Origin of the sequence: Paenibacillus sp. B-A-8 (assembly GCF_048572915.1) — a bacterium.
In the GTDB taxonomy this organism is placed as follows: domain Bacteria; phylum Bacillota; class Bacilli; order Paenibacillales; family Paenibacillaceae; genus Paenibacillus_AQ.
Window position 1 is genome coordinate 5,772,078 of record NZ_CP183882.1, and the last position, 18,937, is coordinate 5,791,014.

Annotated in this window: 19 protein-coding genes; 5 read left to right on the forward strand and 14 right to left on the reverse strand. The window is 46.4% G+C overall.

The features are described from left to right. Positions 1 to 67: 67 nt before the first annotated feature. Positions 68 to 1,369 carry an aminotransferase class I/II-fold pyridoxal phosphate-dependent enzyme gene (locus ACN6MV_RS25925; protein WP_419885161.1) on the forward strand — a complete coding sequence of 434 codons (1,302 nt, stop codon included), beginning with the start codon at positions 68 to 70 and terminating at the stop codon, positions 1,367 to 1,369. A gap of 148 nt (positions 1,370 to 1,517) precedes the next feature. Beyond that, positions 1,518 to 1,637, forward strand: coding sequence for a YjcZ family sporulation protein (locus ACN6MV_RS25930; protein WP_212567871.1), 120 nt, complete (start codon positions 1,518 to 1,520; stop codon positions 1,635 to 1,637). A 224-nt stretch (positions 1,638 to 1,861) separates the two neighbouring features. Here the strand turns inward: ACN6MV_RS25930 and ACN6MV_RS25935 are convergent, their stop codons facing one another. From ACN6MV_RS25935 to ACN6MV_RS25955, 5 genes are all read right to left on the reverse strand, one after another. Then, a complete protein-coding gene (locus ACN6MV_RS25935; RefSeq protein ID WP_419885162.1) occupies positions 1,862 to 3,082 on the reverse strand; it encodes an ABC transporter permease in 1,221 nt (406 codons plus the stop codon). A 1-nt stretch (position 3,083) separates the two neighbouring features. After that, positions 3,084 to 3,830, reverse strand: coding sequence for an ABC transporter ATP-binding protein (locus tag ACN6MV_RS25940; protein WP_419885163.1), 747 nt, complete (start codon positions 3,828 to 3,830; stop codon positions 3,084 to 3,086). Next, positions 3,827 to 5,329 carry a DEAD/DEAH box helicase gene (locus tag ACN6MV_RS25945; RefSeq protein WP_419885164.1) on the reverse strand — a complete coding sequence of 501 codons (1,503 nt, stop codon included), beginning with the start codon at positions 5,327 to 5,329 and terminating at the stop codon, positions 3,827 to 3,829. The genes ACN6MV_RS25940 and ACN6MV_RS25945 overlap by 4 nt, the downstream gene beginning before the upstream one ends. Before the next feature lie 97 nt (positions 5,330 to 5,426). Then, a complete protein-coding gene (locus tag ACN6MV_RS25950; RefSeq protein WP_042130871.1) occupies positions 5,427 to 6,203 on the reverse strand; it encodes an SDR family NAD(P)-dependent oxidoreductase in 777 nt (258 codons plus the stop codon). 28 nt (positions 6,204 to 6,231) lie between these two features. Continuing rightward, complete coding sequence (locus tag ACN6MV_RS25955) at positions 6,232 to 6,687, reverse strand: chemotaxis protein CheX (protein ID WP_042130872.1); 456 nt, start codon at positions 6,685 to 6,687, stop codon at positions 6,232 to 6,234. A 253-nt stretch (positions 6,688 to 6,940) separates the two neighbouring features. On the opposite strand from ACN6MV_RS25955, the gene ACN6MV_RS25960 reads away from it, so the two are divergent. Then, positions 6,941 to 7,843 carry a LysR family transcriptional regulator gene (locus ACN6MV_RS25960; RefSeq protein WP_042130873.1) on the forward strand — a complete coding sequence of 301 codons (903 nt, stop codon included), beginning with the start codon at positions 6,941 to 6,943 and terminating at the stop codon, positions 7,841 to 7,843. A gap of 70 nt (positions 7,844 to 7,913) precedes the next feature. Continuing rightward, positions 7,914 to 8,723 (forward strand): histidinol-phosphatase, encoded by an 810-nt coding sequence (locus ACN6MV_RS25965; RefSeq protein ID WP_339287994.1) that lies wholly within the window; start codon positions 7,914 to 7,916, stop codon positions 8,721 to 8,723. Between the two features lie 98 nt (positions 8,724 to 8,821). Here ACN6MV_RS25965 and ACN6MV_RS25970 read toward each other — a convergent pair whose 3' ends face one another. From ACN6MV_RS25970 to ACN6MV_RS26000, 7 genes are all read right to left on the reverse strand, one after another. Continuing rightward, complete coding sequence (locus tag ACN6MV_RS25970) at positions 8,822 to 9,562, reverse strand: NADPH-dependent oxidoreductase (protein WP_042130875.1); 741 nt, start codon at positions 9,560 to 9,562, stop codon at positions 8,822 to 8,824. Between the two features lie 175 nt (positions 9,563 to 9,737). Continuing rightward, positions 9,738 to 10,280: a GNAT family N-acetyltransferase gene (locus tag ACN6MV_RS25975; RefSeq protein ID WP_419885165.1), complete on the reverse strand. Its 543-nt coding sequence runs from the start codon at positions 10,278 to 10,280 to the stop codon at positions 9,738 to 9,740. A gap of 34 nt (positions 10,281 to 10,314) precedes the next feature. After that, entirely contained in the window at positions 10,315 to 11,259 is a 945-nt protein-coding gene (locus ACN6MV_RS25980) for a metallophosphoesterase (RefSeq protein ID WP_419885166.1), read from the reverse strand. 19 nt (positions 11,260 to 11,278) lie between these two features. Next, on the reverse strand, positions 11,279 to 12,070 hold the full coding sequence (locus tag ACN6MV_RS25985) for a DUF3891 family protein (protein ID WP_042130876.1): 792 nt from the start codon (positions 12,068 to 12,070) through the stop codon (positions 11,279 to 11,281). A 187-nt stretch (positions 12,071 to 12,257) separates the two neighbouring features. After that, positions 12,258 to 13,022, reverse strand: a complete 765-nt coding sequence (gene sdhB / locus ACN6MV_RS25990) for a succinate dehydrogenase iron-sulfur subunit (protein WP_042130877.1) — start codon at positions 13,020 to 13,022, stop codon at positions 12,258 to 12,260. A gap of 74 nt (positions 13,023 to 13,096) precedes the next feature. Beyond that, complete coding sequence (gene sdhA / locus ACN6MV_RS25995) at positions 13,097 to 14,839, reverse strand: succinate dehydrogenase flavoprotein subunit (protein ID WP_042130878.1); 1,743 nt, start codon at positions 14,837 to 14,839, stop codon at positions 13,097 to 13,099. Positions 14,840 to 14,906: 67 nt separating this feature from the next. Then, positions 14,907 to 15,572, reverse strand: a complete 666-nt coding sequence (locus ACN6MV_RS26000) for a succinate dehydrogenase cytochrome b558 subunit (protein ID WP_339288002.1) — start codon at positions 15,570 to 15,572, stop codon at positions 14,907 to 14,909. A 401-nt stretch (positions 15,573 to 15,973) separates the two neighbouring features. Here ACN6MV_RS26000 and ACN6MV_RS26005 point away from each other — a divergent pair, with 401 nt between their 5' ends. Further along, positions 15,974 to 16,876 carry a LysR family transcriptional regulator gene (locus tag ACN6MV_RS26005; RefSeq protein ID WP_042130880.1) on the forward strand — a complete coding sequence of 301 codons (903 nt, stop codon included), beginning with the start codon at positions 15,974 to 15,976 and terminating at the stop codon, positions 16,874 to 16,876. Between the two features lie 70 nt (positions 16,877 to 16,946). Here the strand turns inward: ACN6MV_RS26005 and ACN6MV_RS26010 are convergent, their stop codons facing one another. Together ACN6MV_RS26010 and ACN6MV_RS26015 are read right to left on the reverse strand one after the other, a co-directional pair. Then, on the reverse strand, positions 16,947 to 17,615 hold the full coding sequence (locus tag ACN6MV_RS26010) for a potassium channel family protein (RefSeq protein ID WP_042130881.1): 669 nt from the start codon (positions 17,613 to 17,615) through the stop codon (positions 16,947 to 16,949). Between the two features lie 13 nt (positions 17,616 to 17,628). Continuing rightward, positions 17,629 to 18,924, reverse strand: a complete 1,296-nt coding sequence (locus ACN6MV_RS26015) for a TrkH family potassium uptake protein (protein WP_042132457.1) — start codon at positions 18,922 to 18,924, stop codon at positions 17,629 to 17,631. Positions 18,925 to 18,937 lie beyond the last annotated feature (13 nt).

An 18,937-nucleotide genomic window follows, 5' to 3' on the forward strand; every position in this document is an offset into this window, starting at 1 on the left:
CGGTGATATAATGTTAGGCAATGTTAACAGTATGTTATCCCCAAAGAACCCTGGAAGGATGAAACTGATGAATCCACTAGCTGGACAATTGAACGAAAGCATCAAAGCAGGAAATGAACATGTGTATGATATGCTCTCTACGCTTGGCAAAGAAATTTACTTCCCTAAGGAGGGCATTCTGAGCCAATCCGCTGAAGCAGGTGCTCACGCCAAGAAATACAATGCAACCATCGGGATTGCCACCGAAGGCGGCGTGCCTATGCACCTCGGCATCATTCAGGATAAGCTCTCTGCTTACAATCCTAAGGATCTGTATAGCTATGCTCCACCGGCAGGTAAACCTGAGCTACGTACTGTATGGCGTGAAAAAATGCAACGTGAAAACCCATCACTTGAAGGAAAATCCTTCAGTAATCCTGTTGTGACCAATGCCCTGACTCATGGGCTTAGCATTGTGGCTGACCTCTTCGCAGAGCCAGGCGACGCAATTATCTATCCAGATAAGAACTGGGAAAACTATGAACTGACCTTCGGAATCCGCCGTCATGGGGAGACTGTTAACTATCCTCTTTTCACAGAAGAAATGACCTTTAACAGTGCGGGTCTTGAAGAAGCGCTGCTGGCTCAAAAAGAACGCGGAAAAGCGATCGTTCTGTTGAACTTCCCTAACAATCCTACTGGATATACTCCAGGGATGAAGGAAGGCGATGAAATCGTCGCTGCTATCCTTCGTGCGGCTGAAGAAGGTATTAACGTGGTTGTCGTAAGCGATGACGCCTACTTCGGACTGTTCTTTGAAGATTCACTAAAGGAATCATTGTTCGGTAAATTAGCTAATATTCACCCACGTGTGCTTCCAATTAAGATTGACGGAGCGACTAAAGAGGAGTACGTATGGGGCTTCCGTGTTGGCTTCATCACTTATGCCTCGGAAGATAAGGATCTGCTGGTTGCCTTGGAGCAAAAAACATTAGGCATCATTCGCGCCACCATTTCCAGCGGTGCACATCCTTCGCAGACCTTTGTACTGGATGCACTGAAATCACCGCAATTCGAAGAACAGAAGGATGAAAAGTTCCAAATCATGAAAGGCCGTGCGAATAAAGTAAAGGCGCTGCTAGATAGCGGCAAATACGGCGATGATGTATGGACATATTATCCTTTTAACTCCGGATACTTTATGTGTCTGAAGCTTCATACCGTTTCGGCTGAAGCCCTTCGGCTTCACCTAATTCATAATTACGGACTGGGCACTATCGCTCTCGGAGAAACTGATCTGCGTATTGCCTTCTCTTGTATCGAAGAAGATCAGCTCGAAGATCTATTCGATCTTGTATACGCAGGCGTGCGTGATCTGGAAAAAGCTTAACCCATCTTTCATATTCCCTACAATCAGCTCCGCTTTTGCGGGGCTGATTTTTTTCTGGACTCCTCCGGCATTGGCCTATACATGCTTCTCTCTCCGCACATACAATACGATGTACACAAGTACAACACACACCGAAAGGGGAATGAACATGAGCGAAGAAGTAAGAGGCGGATTTAACGGTTGTTGTGGCGGTGGATTCACAAGCACTGGCGCCATTCTGGTTCTCTTTATCCTGCTGGTAATCATCAGCCGTTCACTCTTTGTCTAACTAGAGATGACATTCTGGGGAGAGAGCCTCGAGCTCTTTCCCATTTCCCGTAGTACGTCTCATTCCCCATCAATTATATCCCCACTAAGTTGGGCTTTGCTTCGATGCGTACTCAGGTACTATGCGGGAGCCCCAATATATACTTTCTGATACGTAAAAAAAAGGCTCTCTCATCCGTAGAATGCTCTACTTTTGAGAAAGCCTTTTTATTTTGAAAGAATTCCTTACAAATCTTCGTCAGCTATCCGTGCCGCTTTGCGGGACAAGTATGCCTTAAACAAAAAGGATACCAGAATACCTGCTGCGAATGTTCCGATCACTGGCAGTAGTCGGTCACCAATAGAAGCTAAGAAAGGCAATCCAAGAATCAGTGCCACTACCAAGTGCGCGCGGAATACGAATTGTGTTGTATTATCCGCCTTACTGCCTTCAGGAAAGGGATACACTGTCAGCCAAAAAGATTCACTATGCAATTTGCGAAGTGCCGACAACTGCACCCCAATAATGAACAGGAAGAACAAATAGATCGCGGTGCCAAAATAACTGTCACGGTTCAACCAATTCAGCAGCAAGGCCAGCACCGAAATCCGCATGATGATTCCGAAGATATCTCCCCGGGCGAAGCTTTTGGTCAGCAAATAACGGTAAGCCGTATCCTTGCGCCAAGGCAGCCGAGCCCCCCATTTGGAAAGATATCGTCGAGGATACACCCGCTGCTCACGGCCCGGTACATCCACGAACCACCCCAGAACCATCAGCGCGCGTCCACCTTGATTCTTTTCCATGGTGATTAGTCTTTCCCAAGGCACGGCGTGACGTGCAGGCACAGACAATGCAACCAGATAGGCTGCTGCTAAGAGTGCCATAAATATCAGGCTTCTACCAGCAGGCTGCCACAACCAAGCAGCTATAATTAATCCTCCTACTGCCCAGCGTAAGAACGTGAATATGCCAGCCATCGGACGCGACAGCATAGCTATCTCTTTCCATAAGCCATAACTCGCGATTAGCTTCACAGCGATCAGAATCAATATTGTAAATAACAGTCGCTTAGGAGAGTCATCTGTACGTATGTACAACGGCCAAAGCGTAATGAGTACAAATAACAATCGAATAATCTTCCATACGTTTCCACTCACCCACGAAGGTGCGAAATATTCCTTCATTCGGTGTCCTTGAGGCAATAGAAAGATTGTATCCGGGGTCTGCAAATAGGTTCGGAAGCTGCTATGTAATGCCGCAGGCAGTAGTATTGCAAGCATAATCCAACGGATGGGAATACCTTCTGGTACATTCTGTAACAACGATGTATACCAAGCTGAGAAGACAATCAACACAAAGAGGAAGACCATCGCTACGCCGCTTTGAATGATATATCCCACATAAGGAAGCATACTTCCCATGAATCGACCTCGCCGCGTGCGCCGCAGCTCTTTCAAATCCATATTATTTCCCTCCCTGAACCAGCTCGTAGAACAGCTGCTCCAAAGTCAGCCCCTGTAGTCCAGTGGTTGCCGCTATTTCTGCCAGCGTTCCCTGAGCAATCACCTTACCTTTATGCAGCACTATAAAGCGGTCGCAATAATTCTCAATGGTAGAAAGAATATGAGAGCTTAGCAGAATAGAGGAGCCTGATTTTTTCAGATCCATCATGAAATCAAGCAGAGAGCGTATCCCGAGCGGGTCCAGCCCTAAAAAAGGCTCGTCGATCACATATAACGCAGGACGTGCCACGAAAGCACACATGATCATGACCTTCTGCTTCATCCCTTTAGATAGATGAGTCGACAACGTGTCCATCTTATCTTCCATATGGAACAGCTTGGCTAAATGTAAGGTGCGGGTTTCGTAATCACTTTGTTCTACCCCATACGCTCTTGCTGTAAATTCAACATGCTCGCGTACCGTCATTTCATCATATAGAAGAGGCGATTCAGGTACAAAAGTTAACGCATTGTGATATCCGATTGGATCTTCAGCACGGGACTTACCCTTTACTGTAATATCGCCCTTATGGGGCGACATCAATCCTAAAATATGCTTCATGGTCGTACTTTTCCCTGCTCCATTTAAACCAATCAAGCCAACCATTTCGCCAGGCTGCACCTGAAGAGCAATATCATGCAGCACCGGCTTATTCAGGCTGTATCCACCACTGAGGCCCGTAATTTGCAATACGGGAGAATTATTCATTGACCGTCACCTCTCGGAGTTTTGTCTTTCAACCACTTTGGCGCTCCCTTATTCTTACGGTTCTTCTCACGTTCCGCATTGCTGCTGCGTTTACTCCGGGCAGGAGTTGCACCTCCACGCGCACCTGCGGAAGGATTCACACTACGCTGAGAATCGCGCTGAGGTTCTCCGCTTGCCTCGTTTGTATGAATCGTAGCCAGTCTTTTGGCAGGTTGCTGGCTTGTTCCGGCTGCTGGCGACTGCACGACTGCATTCCCAGATGTTCGTGCCTGTGGTCTGCTGCTCTGCGGAGAAGCTCCATCGCGGCGTTGTCCACTGTTCTCATTGCGTCCCCGCCCACTACTCAAAGCGTTGCGCGCTTCATCTGCTGCTAGCACCTTGCCACCGACCATTTCCCGCTCTTCAAGGGCAATATCCAGCTCACGGGCAAATTTACGCATGATAAAGGTCTGCTGCTCTGTCACAATCGTTACGGATAGTCCGCGTTTTCCCATCCGACCCGTACGACCCGCACGGTGTACATAATGCTCGGAATCAAACGCAGGATCGAAACTGACTACCAGTGACAAATTCTCAATATCCAGTCCTCTGGCTGCTACATCACTGGCAACGAGTACACGGAATTTCCCCTCGCGGAAACGTGACAATACATTACTACGTGTTACCTTATCAGCATCACCGTAAAGGGCCGCTGCGGTTAGTCCAAGATGGTTCAGCTTAGCCTCAACCTCTGCAATATCATCTGTAGCATTCACGAACACAATCGCTTTATCCGGATTGTAATGACGGATGACTCGACGCAGCATGTCTATTTTGTTACGTTCTTCAGCGACAACATAATGATGCTCCAAGCTCTCAGCCGTCATTACACCAGGAGCGATGCCTACTTCTGCCGGGTTCTTCATTTCACGATTAGCCAAGGCCTTCGTCTCCGGTCCAATCGTTGCTGACAGCATCACGAGCTGGCGTGAACGCAGCGCACTGCTAACAATTTTCGTTACCTCACCGGCCCCGCTTAACTGGAACATTTGATCCGCTTCATCTAGAACAATCGTGCTGACTTCATGCATCTTCAGCTTGCGAAGTCCGATCAGCTCCCGGATTCGGCCGGGCGTTCCCACAACAAGCTGTGGATGCTCACGCAGTTTGTCGATCTGGCGTTTGATAGCTGCTCCGCCAATGAGGCCCATCACCCGAATCCCGCGGTGTTCACCATAACGTTCTGCCTCGCGTAAGATTTGCATCGCCAGTTCCTGTGTAGGGGCAAGCACCAGCTTTTGGACCACCTTCTGCTCCGGGTTAATCGTTTGAAGCAGGGGCAACAGATAGGCCAAGGTCTTACCCGTTCCAGTCTGGGAAGCAGCAATAACATCTCTTCCCTCCAGCAGAAGTGGAATTGTCTGCTCTTGTACCGGGGATGGGGCGTTAATGCCGAATTCCGACAATCGGGTAACTAGGTCTTCTTGAATGCCGATAGCCGCAAAAGAAGCTTTATTCATAAGTGTAATTCATCCTTTTCGCTTGAGATAATATCTTCATTATATGCCAAAAAGGCCTCTCCACCAAATGGAAGGCCAATAATGCTGACAATAGGCTCTATTTTCTGTTCATCGCGTTATAAGTAAGCTTGTCCGCCAGACGAGGAAACAGTCCATAAAGCCGAATACCAAACCCCGCTAGACCCGGAAGATCAATCTCTTCTTTGCCAGTTTCCATGACCTTTACGATCTTGGAAGAGACATGTTCTGGTGTCATCATCATCCGAGCTACGCTCTTTTGATAATTGCCGGATGGGTCAGCTATTTTGAAAAAATCAGTCGCAATGGGGCCAGGGTTCACAGCCGAAACGATAATTCCGCTCTTCCGCAGCTCCTGACGGAGTGCATTCGTGAATCCGAGAACAGCATGTTTGGTAGCTGTGTAAGCCACAGATTTGGCTGTGCCGATCTTTCCTGCCATAGAAGCCACATTTACGATTTGGCCGCTTCCCCGCTCTAGCATATGTGGAACAACAGCCTTCGTACAGCGAACAATCCCCATGTAGTTAACATCCATCATCTCATCAAACTCATGAGGCTCCATCTCTGTAAAAGAGGCGAATTTACCGTACCCAGCATTATTTAGCAAAATATCAATTCTGCCGTAAGTCGCCAAAATTTGAGCAAAGGTCTCTTGTACAGCCTCGGCATCTGTTACATCGCAAGTATACAGTCCAAAAACGCCCGGAATACCGGCCGCCGTTTCTTTCAGCTTCGCTTCGGAACGTGCCACTAGGATCGGAATTGCCCCCCGCTTACTAAGCATTTGTGCTGTTAATGCACCAATACCGCTTGACGCTCCTGTAATCACAACAACCTTATCTTTGAGTACCATAAAAAGTATTTCAGCTCCTAACTCTTGCCTAAGAGATCATCACCTGAATGTCCATCTCTCCAACCCCATCCATCAACAATGGAATACTAAGTGCTCTGCGAGGCAAAAAAGACATGCTCTCAAGCTTCATAATTTGAGGCGGGCTTATATCCACTGACACTCCCTGATTATAAAGAATCGTACTAGCATTCCCACTGATCATATTTCCAAGCTCTGAAATTGCACTCTGACCCATCTCATCCATCTCCGTAATCACATAGCCACCCATCATAATTGATACCATTCGCAAGGCTACCTGCTCCGCGATACCAAATATAATATTTCCGCTCAGCTGGCCAGTCATTCCCACTTGAATCCATATATGATTATCGATCAGTTCAATTTCTTTAATGCCTAAATTCCCAGTGGAAGGCGAGACCTGAATCACTTGTTCTATAACAGTCCGTGCAGATTCTAAAAACGGATTAATTACTTCTGCTTTCATTAAAGTCCAGTCTCCCCCTATATCGTGCTTTAGTCATATACCAAAAGTCCCAAGTAATATGGATTTATTATACTTTATATATCGGCACAATTCAGCAAAAATTAATGTATATGTCGAATTCCAACCCAAGTTTGTTTATGCAGTAACATTGCTCTGTCGGGTATTATCTCCTATAATTTAAATCAAATGCCAACATGGAACGTAAAATATCACCCCATCACTTTCATATTCGCTTGTCCAAAGGAGGTATTCCATGAACATCAGCCAGCTGGAGACACTAATAACAATCTCCAAAACGATGAGCTTTCGCAAGGCCGGAGAACTGCTTAACTTGACCCAACCAGCGGTTTCAGCACAAATCAAGAGCCTTGAAGAAGAGTTCAAAACACAGCTGGTTGACCGGAACCAGCCTGTTACACTAACCGATCGAGGGACTGTATTTCTGGAGCATGCGGAACAAATTGTGACGATTGTCGAGGAGCTTAAACAAAGACTTGCAGACCTTGAAGATAATCCCCAAGGACATATTATTCTCGGCACAACTACCTCAATCGCCATTCAAATTTTACCGCGTATTTTATCCTATTTTAAAGACCAGTTCCCTCATATCAAAACATCCATTTCCTCTATGTCCTCGTCTCAAATTTATCAGCATGTCGAGAGTGGCATTGTCGATGTCGGCATCGGCTATTTGATCGGACGTAGTCCGAGCATGACTACTTCCATTCTTTATTATGATACGTTCGAGTTGGTGGTCTCACCGAGACACCCCCTGGCTCAAGTTAAGACCGCAGGTATAGAAGCCCTAAACAAAATCCCGCTAATTCTGCTCTCTCCAGATACAGTGGGCCGTAAATTTGCCGATGAGGTATTCGCCAAGCATGGCATAGAGCCACAGGTAATTATGGAACTGACCAGCAGTGAGGAAGTGAAACGGATGGTCGAGCTCGATTTAGGTGCAGCCATTATTTCCAAGCAGTCAGTAACCGCTGAGGTTCGAGCCGGTTCCCTCAAAATTGTGCCTATTATTGAATTGGAAGTCACACATCCTGTAGGTGTAATAACAAAGTCTGGGAAATACGTGAACTCTGCTATGAGACAGTTTCTTAGTGATCTCAAAGGTATGCCGGAGACACAATTTATTGGCTCTGAGTAACACACACCCAGAAAGTGGAATCGATACTTCTGAGCGTATTGCATAACCTTGTTTAAAGGAGTTGATCTTGATGAAATTTGACCTGCATACACATCATTTTCGCTGTGGTCATGCCGATGGAACGATTAGAGACTATATCGAAGCTGGAATTTCAGCGGGTCTAGGGGTAATAGGCATTTCTGACCATACCCCCTATTTCGGAAGTCCTTCCGAACAGGCTTTTCCTCAAATTGCTATGGGTAAGTCTGAATTCTCAAATTATGTTGAGGAAGTCCTCTCCCTCAAAAAAGAATACGAAGGTGTAATCGACGTTCTGCTAGGCATCGAATCAGACTATTTCCCTGAGCATGCCGAGCTTTACCGCAAAACATTATCTGCCTACCCATTTGATTATGTGATTGGATCGGTACATAGTGTTGGCGGCGTTAGTATCTTTAACAAAGGTCGCTGGAAAGGGCTTAGTAAGAATGAACAGATTCGTGTGAAGTCTGATTATTACCGATTGATTGCTGATTCAGCCCGCAGTGGCATGTTCCAAATTCTTGGACACATTGATGCGATGAAAGGGAACTACCCGGCCTTCTCCGATATTCCTGCACCCAAGCCCATTGATGATTGTCTGAAGGTGATTAGTGAATGTGGCGTGGCGATCGAAATTAATACCTCAGGCGGAACCAAGCTGGTTGGCGGCTGGTATCCATCAGAAGAGATACTGGAGCGCGCGCACCATTTTGGCGTAGAGGTTACTTTTGGTTCGGATGCGCATAAGCCATCCCGAGTCGCTGAAGACTTAGATGCGGTAGCCACACAGCTTAAAGCGATAGGCTTTACACATTGGGTTTACTACAAGCAACGCGAGAAAATCAAAGTTTCTCTGTAATACTTTCTTATATTTAAATAAATGCACCAAGTGTTATTGGTTTAGTGGTGGGGTTACCCTCCGTTAAACCAATCTCCGCTTGGTGCATTGTCGTTTATTTATAGGTTATCGCAGGTAAACCCTTGCTGCTTCAAGGTGCGCTTCGCATCTCCGTATTCCGGATTAATATCATAAAAATGAGCAATTGTGCTCGTCCAATCCCTCTCCGTTAATCCCTGCTGCTGCATATATTCACGGTGGGTTTGATTATACGCCTCCAGGAGACCTTCCACATCCGGATTGTATTGCTCCTCATGAAACACTCCTTCCATCGGCAGCCGCGGCTTCTGTGCAATCTCTTCCGCTGGATATCCGACACAGAGGCCGACGATAGGGAATACGTACTCCGGCAGCTTCAACAGATCAATAACACCTGCTGTATTGCGGCGAACACCCCCAATAGGAATAATCCCGAGTCCCATGGATTCTGCCGCTGCAATCGCGTTAGCCAATGAGATACCGACATCTGTAGCGCCAACGAGCAGAGCATCTACATCTTTTACCGCTTCAAAAGACTTACCTTCCAGCTCACTTGCTAATTTTGCCCTATAGAAGTCCATACAGAACACCAGAAAGACGGGTGCTGCTGCTACATGCTTCTGATTGCCGCACAAGACCGAAAGCTGCTCCTTACGCGCAGGATCTTTAATAGCTATAATTGAGACCTGCTGTCCATTTACCCATGAGGGCGCTGCTTGGGCGGATTCGATCATTATCTTTAACTTCTCCGGCTCCACTTGTAGATCAGAATACTGCCGGAAAGAACGGTGATTCATTAACGTCTGGATTACATCATTCAAAATGTTACGCCTCCTTCTCAATTCATTCGACTGTTTATTAATCATAAACGATCAGATAAGGTCCTGACAAAAAAAATGGACCCGAATCATCGGGTCCCAAAGCATTTATATTTTTAAAAGGGGGTCATGTACTTAGTTTAACCGGACACTGTTAGAGTTTCATAACGGCATTATTTCATTTGTGTAACAATGTGAATACTTTCATTACATCGTCCAAGGACCCTACTCTGGGCAACACTCGCTCCAGCATCATACCGTTCTTAAGCATCACACGTTCGGATCTAATATTATCTCCTCGGCAGCGTCCTTCAATCCGTGTTATCCCAAGCTTATGAACACTGTAATTCAAGAATAAGCCAACCGCCTCTGTCGCCAGTCCGCCTCCCCAGTACGCCGGGTCTAGCATGTATCCTAAAGTGGCCTTTCCCTCACGACGGTTCCAATGCTGTAAAGCAACTATACCAATCAACTTCTGCTGCTCTTTCAAATAGATACCCGCATGTAGTGCACAAGGATCAAATGCAAATAACATCCGGTTCACCAGCTTCTCCACCTGAGCAGGATCTGATCCAGCGCCATTGCGTATTTGAATATGTGCCTGCACTTCTGGATGGGAGAGCAGCTGCTGCAAAGCAAAAGCATCCTCAGGCAGGATCAGCCTCAGGTCGACCGTTATACCTAGTTGCGTCTGGAACGATACTGCCTCATAGGTGCTCATACTCTCTCCCCCTCCATACAGTTAAAAGTCCAGCCTATTCACCCGATGAATGGTGCAGCGTTAGCACCGTTAATTCAGGTCGACATAAAAAACGAAAAGGCATGACTGTTTCACCAAAGCCTCTATTCACATACACTGGCATGCGCTTGGCATCTGTATAATACAATCCATTTATGTATTTTTGGGATCCGTAAGGGGTGAATGGCGCACCTACAAACGGCAGGCGAATTTGTCCCCCATGACTGTGTCCGGATAGCTGCAGGTGAAAAGAATGAGTCTCTGCTGTATCAGCATAGTCCGGTTCATGCATCATCAGAAGGGCAAAGGTTCCTGTTGGCACACCACTGAGTGCCTTCACAGGATCAGGCTCGCCATGCAGCAGATCATCCAGTCCCGTCACAGCCATAACGGCTCCGCTTCTTTTTAGAAGATAGGATTCATTCCTTAACACTCGAAAGCCTGCCGACGTAAGCAGATCGATGATCCGCTTCGTATTTTTGTAATCATGATTGCCTAAAACCGCATATTTCCCTAGCGGAGCACTCAGCGATGCCAATACAGGTATGGCGTCTACAAGATCCTCAGGATTGCTGTCTACGATGTCACCGGTAAAGCATATAAGATCTGGTTCTGCCTTAGCTATACGTTCTGCAAGCCGTTCCAAATCACGGGCATCTTTATTAAACCCAAGATGAGTATCACTAAAATGGACAACCTTCATCCCTGAAAAAGCAGAAGGAAGATCTTTGAAAGACAGCTTCAGTTTAGTAACCTCAATCCAGTTTGGCTCCCCTTGCCAAGCGTAACCGCTTGTAAGCAAACCAGCGCCGATTACAGTAGCCGCACTTCGAGCCAGGAATTGCCGGCGGGTCATTGTTGTTTTGCCCTTAGATCGCCGTCCAGAGGCGCTAGAATGGGTGTCTTTACCCGAATTAGTATGTTCCTTATTGGGAGAAGCCCCAGACGATTGTATCTTCATACGGAGTTTCTCCTTCCGTTCAGCTTTCGTTTCGAGCCGTCAGTACAATTCTACATTCTTCTTCCGGTGTATCACTATATGCGGGTGCAATGCCTCTCTTAGCAATTTCTGTTTTTGGGACTCGTTTCATCGTAAATGCTACTTCTACCGTCTTCTTAAATGGAAAAGGATCCAGCACTAACGTTGACTTATCTTTCCACTCCACGGTTATCGTACGACCTGATGTAAAACTGAAATCTTCACTTCCCGAGAACCCTTCACGCCACCATGGATGCTCCTCTGATTTCGGGCTCCCCGGCTCATTTAAGGCCAAATATAGGGATAAATCATCACAGAACTCTAAAAGACGGGCATCATAATAGAGTTCATCTTCACCAATTGGCTTGGATACTTCTAGCTCTCGGTGAATACGGGATCTACGTTCTTCCTCATGCTCTTGATATAAAGTCAGTTCTGGATAATCCAATCCTGAAATCTTAATGAGTCGTTCAAAATGCAAGCTGCACAAAAGCGCTCCATACGGTGTTCGCGCCTCAATCTCGTCAAGTCCTCGCTTATAAAAGGTTAGCTTCGGCACTACAGGAAAATCAATAAAGCTGTAAGGCGCATGCTCCGCATCGTTCCAGAAGGGTGTCTCATCCAAGTCAATCCAGCCCCGGTCATGTTCGGCTACCGCCCAGAGCACCTCATCTCTGCGCCCTTCTTCCGGCACATGCTCTTCCTTGAACCAAATGGCAAGCTCTCCAGCTAACTTCCCGTGATCATGCTGTTTAACCATTACAATTGCTCCATCATGCTCCCGACAAATCACGATTATTCCTCCCTGTTGTTCCACACTAACGTACGTTAACAATGGACATTATAGCATATACTATTCCTTATTCTGAGAAATACCAATTTCCTATTCCCTACCAATTATAAACAAAAAAGCTATCCCCAGCGAATTAAAATCCACCTTTGAGGATAGCTCAATATTAAAGATCTGGCGGTACTACTTATTACACACCTAACCAGCGTTTGAACATATGTTTTGTCGTCTGCTTGTTAATTTCTGCAATGGAGGTAGTAAGAGGGATACCCTTCGGACAAGCGCGTACACAGTTCTGTGAGTTACCACAACCATCAATACCGCCATCTTCCATCAGAGCGTCCAATCTTTCATCAGCATTCATTTCACCCGTAGGATGAGCATTGAATAGGCGTACTTGTGAGATGGCTGCGGGTCCGATAAAATCCGTCTTCTCGTTGACATTCGGACAAGCTTCCAAGCATACGCCGCAAGTCATACACTTAGATAATTCATAAGCCCACTGCCGTTTCTTCTCCGGCATACGTGGTCCCGGCCCAAGGTCATACGTACCATCGATTGGAATCCAGGCCTTTACTCGTTTAAGTGCGTTGAACATCCGAGTACGGTCAATCACTAAGTCACGCACCACCGGAAATGTCTTCATTGGCTCAATGCGTACAGGTTGTTCCAGATTGTCTATAAGCGCTGCGCAGGCTTGGCGAGGTTTGCCGTTGATCACCATCGAGCAAGCTCCGCATACTTCTTCTAGACAGTTGGAATCCCAGCATACCGGAACGGTGCTGTCACCTTTGGCATTCACAGGGTTACGCTGAATTTCCATCAAAGCACTGATTACATTCATACCCGGACGATAAGGGAGCTCAAATTCCTCAACATAAGATGAGCTTTGTGGATCGTCCTGGCGGGTGATGATAAACTTTACGTTTTTGGGAGCTGTAGCAGTTTCCGCCATAATGGTTCCCTCCTCAAATTGCCTAATTTTATTTCATTAAGCTTGCCTCGCAAGCTGTTTCGCTGCTTAAAAAATTAATCCTTCGAGTAATCACGTACCCGTGGAGGGATCAGTGAGACATCGACTTCATCGTAGGAGATTTGTGGACCGTCTGCAGTCCAGGTTGCTTTCGTGGTCTTCAAGAACTCCTCATCATTACGATCCGGGAATTCCGGCTTGTAATGAGCACCGCGGCTTTCATTGCGCATTAGCGCGCCCAATGTCATCGCTTCGGAGAGCTCCAGCATGTTCCACAGCTGGCGGGTGAAGGCCACACCTTGGTTATTCCAGCGTGACGTATCATTCATATTGATATTGCCGTAGCGCTCTTTAAGCTCTTTAATTTTGCCAATGGTCGCTTCCAGCTTCGGATTGTGCCGCACAACCGTCATATTGGCGGTCATCCATTCGCCCAGCTCCTTGTGAATCACATAAGCATTCTCTGTACCTGACATCCCTAGCAGAGACTCATATTTGTCTGTCTGCTTTTTGTGGAAGTTATCGTATACCGTTGAAGAGATATCCTGTGATGATTTCTTCAGACCTTTAATGTATTCAACAGCCTTTGGTCCTGCGACCATACCACCGTAAATGGCAGATACCAGAGAGTTAGCGCCTAGACGATTCGCTCCATGATATTGATATTCACATTCGCCTGCAGCAAACAGACCAGGAATATTCGTCATTTGGTTGTAATCAACCCACATACCGCCCATAGAATAATGCACAGCCGGGAAGATTTTCATCGGTATTTTACGAGGGTCATCCCCCATGAATTTTTCATAAATTTCTATAATCCCGCCAAGCTTCACATCCAGCTCTTTTGGGTCCTTGTGAGAGAGGTCCAAATACACCATGTTCTCACCGTTAATGCCCAGCCCTTGATCCACACACACATTAAAAATCTCACGTGTAGCAATATCACGCGGCACCAGGTTACCGTAGGACGGATATTTTTCTTCGAGGAAATACCACGGTTTTCCGTCTTTATAAGTCCAGATACGACCACCCTCGCCACGTGCCGATTCCGACATTAGGCGGAGCTTGTCATCTCCTGGAATAGCTGTTGGGTGAATCTGTATAAATTCTCCGTTGGCATAGTGTACGCCCTGTTGATATACCGCACTTGCAGCTGTCCCCGTATTAATTACGGAGTTTGTCGTTTTACCAAAAATAATACCAGGCCCGCCGCTAGCCAAAATAACAGCATCCGCAGGAAAAGTCTCAATCTCCATCGTCTTTAGATTCTGAGCACTGATGCCGCGGCATACGCCTTCGTCGTCGATGATAGCTGAAAGGAACTCCCAGTTCTCCCGTTTGGTTACGAGACCTTCAGATTCCCAGCGACGCACCTGCTCATCCAGCGCGTACAGCAGCTGTTGGCCTGTCGTTGCGCCAGCAAATGCAGTGCGGTGACGCTTCGTTCCTCCGAAACGACGGAAGTCGAGTAGTCCCTCAGGTGTACGGTTGAACATTACGCCCATCCGGTCCATGAGGTGGATGATACCTGGTGCCGCTTCACACATCGCCTTGACCGGTGGCTGATTCGCCAGGAAGTCACCGCCATAAACGGTATCATCGAAATGCTCCCAAGGAGAGTCGCCCTCTCCTTTCGTATTTACAGCGCCGTTGATGCCGCCCTGTGCACAAACGGAGTGTGATCTTTTTACAGGCACTAATGAGAATAATTGAACATGCGCACCGGACTCCGCTGCCTTGATGGTAGCCATCAGGCCGGCCAGACCGCCGCCCACGATAATGATATTTGCTGTTGCCATGATAGTTCACTCCCTTTATCGAAAATATCAGAAAGGATTCTGGAATCTAGTCCTGAGAGGTAATTACTTAGATGAAAGTCTTTATGGACTGAGCTATGGAAGCTGCGGTTTGAAATTCGGTATCACGGAAAGTGACTAACGAAATGAGGAACATGAACGTTACAAGAACAAAAATACCCAGACAAAGGTAAGAGGATACCCGCTGTGAACGAGGTCCTACCGTGATTCCCCAGCTTATCAGGAAAGACCATAGGCCGTTCGAGAAGTGAAAGCATGCTGCAACGATACCGATAATATACAGTGTCAACATCAGTGGTTGAGTCACGATATCATGCATCAGACCGCCCAATTCTTCGTGCTCAACACTACCCACTGCCACCTGAACCCGAGTTTGGAACAAATGCCAGACTATGAAGATAAAGGTGATAATTCCTGTAATACGTTGCAGCGTATAACGCCAGTTTCTTTCAATGTTGAAACGGTTTAAGTTCGGCTTGGATTGATAGGCAATATACAGTCCATATACGCCATGGTATAGCAGAGGAAGCCATATACCGAACAATTCCAGGAAGAAGACAAGCGGCAGGCTGTTCAGCCAGATCACACTGTCAGTGAAACCGGAAGCGCCACCCTCTACAGCCGCAAAATTCGTCATCATGTGCTCAATGAAGAAGGCTCCAAGCGGGATAACGCCTAGCAAGGAATGAATCTTTCTGGAATAAAATCCTTTCATACAAAGTAACCCCTTTCCGATTAAAACAGCGTTTTCATTAATGTGTATTCACCGCCGGAACTACATTTGACACAGGATAACGTAGACTATGTATGACAAAATGCCTATATTTACCGCTATCCCCTAGTTTCCCGGACTTTGTTTTCTTTTTCACAAAATGTGAATATCTTGTGTCACTTTTCATGTTACTCCTTTTTCCCTTATAAGGGAATTGCAATCTAATTATTAATCGTTATACAATAAACGCATAAGAATAGATTTTATATGATAATAATTCTCATTTAGAGAAGCAACATTTTCCGACAAATCTTTTATTTCCTTATGGAGCAAGAAGTATTGTCTTCAAGGCTATGAATTTCGTCACTACTGTTTATAGATTGCACTACGAGAGGAACATAAATATGTTTGACGATTTAGATGTTTTTGCAGCGGTTGTGGAGCATTCTAGCTTGAATCGCGCCTCGCGCCAGCTCAATCTGTCCCAACCTGCCCTATCTCGTAAAATCTCCAAGCTGGAAGAACGTCTAGGTGTCGCGCTGTTTAATCGTTATGGCAAACGGCTGGAGTTAACCGAGGTTGGGCGTCTCACTTATTCCTACGCACTTGAACAGCGTCAGCAGCGTTCTAAATTTCTGGAGGCTTTGTCTAAATACAAAGAAGGCGAGCCAAAGCTGGTCACCTTAGGGGCATCTCTCACTTCACTGCAGACCACTCTGCCTCCACTGGTTAACGCATATATGGAAAAGTACCCGACAGCGGAGCTAAAGCTAATCACAGGCCGAACGCATGAGATTGTCTCCTCTGTCAGTGAAGGGAAATCAGATATAGGTCTGATTGCTTCCTCTATTCAAGAGCCTGGACTGCGCTGTATTTCTCTGTTTGAGGATCAGCTTAGGCTGGTTGTTTCTGAGCATCATCCTCTGAATCAGTCTTCCAAGCTGACCATGGATGATCTGTCCCGACTGCCAATGATCCTTTTCTCCAAAGGCACCTGGTATCGCCGTCTAACGGACGATCTCTTCCAGCGCTGCGGGATTGATCCCGACGTACGTATGGAAATTGACTCCTTCGAAGCCATCGTGCGGCTGCTGCCGACGGTCAATGTAGCCGCATTACTGCCTAAGTCTTATCTGCGTCCGCAGCTGTTAAACGGTGGTGGACTGGTCTCTCTGCATATTAAAGAGCTAGAGCAGACCCAGCGAACTACCTGTCTGATCTACCGTGACGATGGAACCCTGAGCACAGCGGCCCGCAGCCTGGTGCAGGTTACAGAAGAAATGTTTCTGACAGAACGAGAGAAGTAATCCCTGCCTCTCTCGTGCAACTTAAATTTAAAAAGCCCTCCGTCCAATGAAAGGACGAAGGGCTAACTATTTAATCTTGGTTTACAACCTCATTCTCAAATCGATCAATACTTTCATTAGAACCAATGAGTACCATTACATCGCCTTCGCTCAAATGATCATGAGCCGTTGGAGCAACGATAATTCCACTTTCCCTGTTCAGGGCAACAATACTGCAGCCATATTTTGCTCTTGTATTTAAATCGGACAAGCTTTTCCCGTTCATGCAGGACGGTACGGTTAGCTCCACGATTTTATAATCTTTTGACAGTTCAATATAATCAAGCAAATTGGGTGTCACAAGCTGATGTGCTACACGAATGCCCATATCCCGCTCCGGAAAAATAACCCGGTCCACGCCCAGCCTGGACAACGCACGACCATGAAGAATCGAGATCGCCTTGGCTACAACTTGCTTCACTCCAATCTCTTTTAACAAAATAGCCGCCAGAATACTTCGCTCCATATTGTCGCCAATCGCTACAATCCCGCAGTCAAAGTTCCGTACACCTAGTGAGCGCATAATCCCCTCATCTGTAGCATCTGCCACTACGGCATGTGTCAAGTGATCGCTCATTTCCTCTACGCGTTCTTCATGGTGATCAATCCCGAGCACCTCGTAGCCCATTTCCATCAGCTCAAGCGCGAGACTTGACCCAAAGCGCCCTAAGCCGATTACTACAAATTGCTGTGCTTTCATTTCTGATTAGCTCCTATCCAATAATTATTTTACCTTCTGGATGCTTATACAATGGTTTACCCTGTTTAGGACCAAGCGCATACACTAAAGTTAATGGACCTAGTCGACCTGCGAACATAGTCAGACAGATCAGAATCTTACCGATGATAGATAGTTCAGGTGTCAGCCCCATCGTTAGCCCTACCGTGGCAAAGGCCGAGGTTGTCTCAAATAAGATCGCTAAGAAATTACTATCCTCTGTTGTGGAAAGTACCATCGACACAGAGAGGATCAATAGTAAAGCTAGTAATGTTAACGTCAACGCTTTATAGATACGCTCCTGCGCCAATCGATAACGGAACAGTACAACATCTTCACGCCCGCGCAGCATCGCGATTACCGCACCTATCATAATGGTAAAGGTAGTAGTCTTAATCCCGCCACCCGTTGAACCCGGTGATGCACCAATAAACATAAGAATAACCATAAAGAACTGAGAGGCTTGCCGGAGTCCGGCAATATCCACCGTATTGGCACCAGCGGTTCGGGGCGATACAGACTGGAAGAATGCCGATAATATTTTGCCGCCGAAATTAAGATTACCCAGTGTGCGCTGATTCGTAAATTCAAATATAAAAATAACCAAAGCACCAATAACAATAAGCCCAGCCGTGGTAGAGAGTACAACTTTGCTATGCAAAGACAATTTACGTTTTACACGAAACTCCACCAGATCAGACATGACAATAAAACCAATACCGCCGGAGACAATCAGAAACATCACCACGATATTCACTAGCGGGTCATATACATAGTCGGTTAAACTCCGAAAATCCCCAAAAATATCAAATCCAGCATTATTAAACATCGACACTGCATGAAATATCCCAAAATAAATGGCCTTTCCCAGCGGCATATCAAACGCCCAACGTATGGACAGCAGCACCGCTGCACAGCCCTCAATGACTAATGAATAAATAAGTACTCTCCGGATCAGCCGAACAATCCCCTCCATAGAACCTTGGTTCATGGCTTCCTGTAGGATTAACCTGTCCCGCAAAGAGATTTTGCGTTTCATCATCATGGCAAATAAGGTGGCCATTGTCATAAAACCTAAGCCGCCAACCTGGATAAGCAACATAATCACGGTTTTTCCAAAAAAGGTGAATGTCGTCCCGGTGTCCAGCACCACAAGTCCAGTCACACAGGTTGCCGATGTCGAAGTAAACAATGCATCAATAAAACTCACAGCATTCCCGCTCGTACTCGAAATGGGAAGCATAAGCAGCAAAGCTCCTATCAGAATAATCGATGCAAAACCGAGCACCATAATCTGAGGCGGA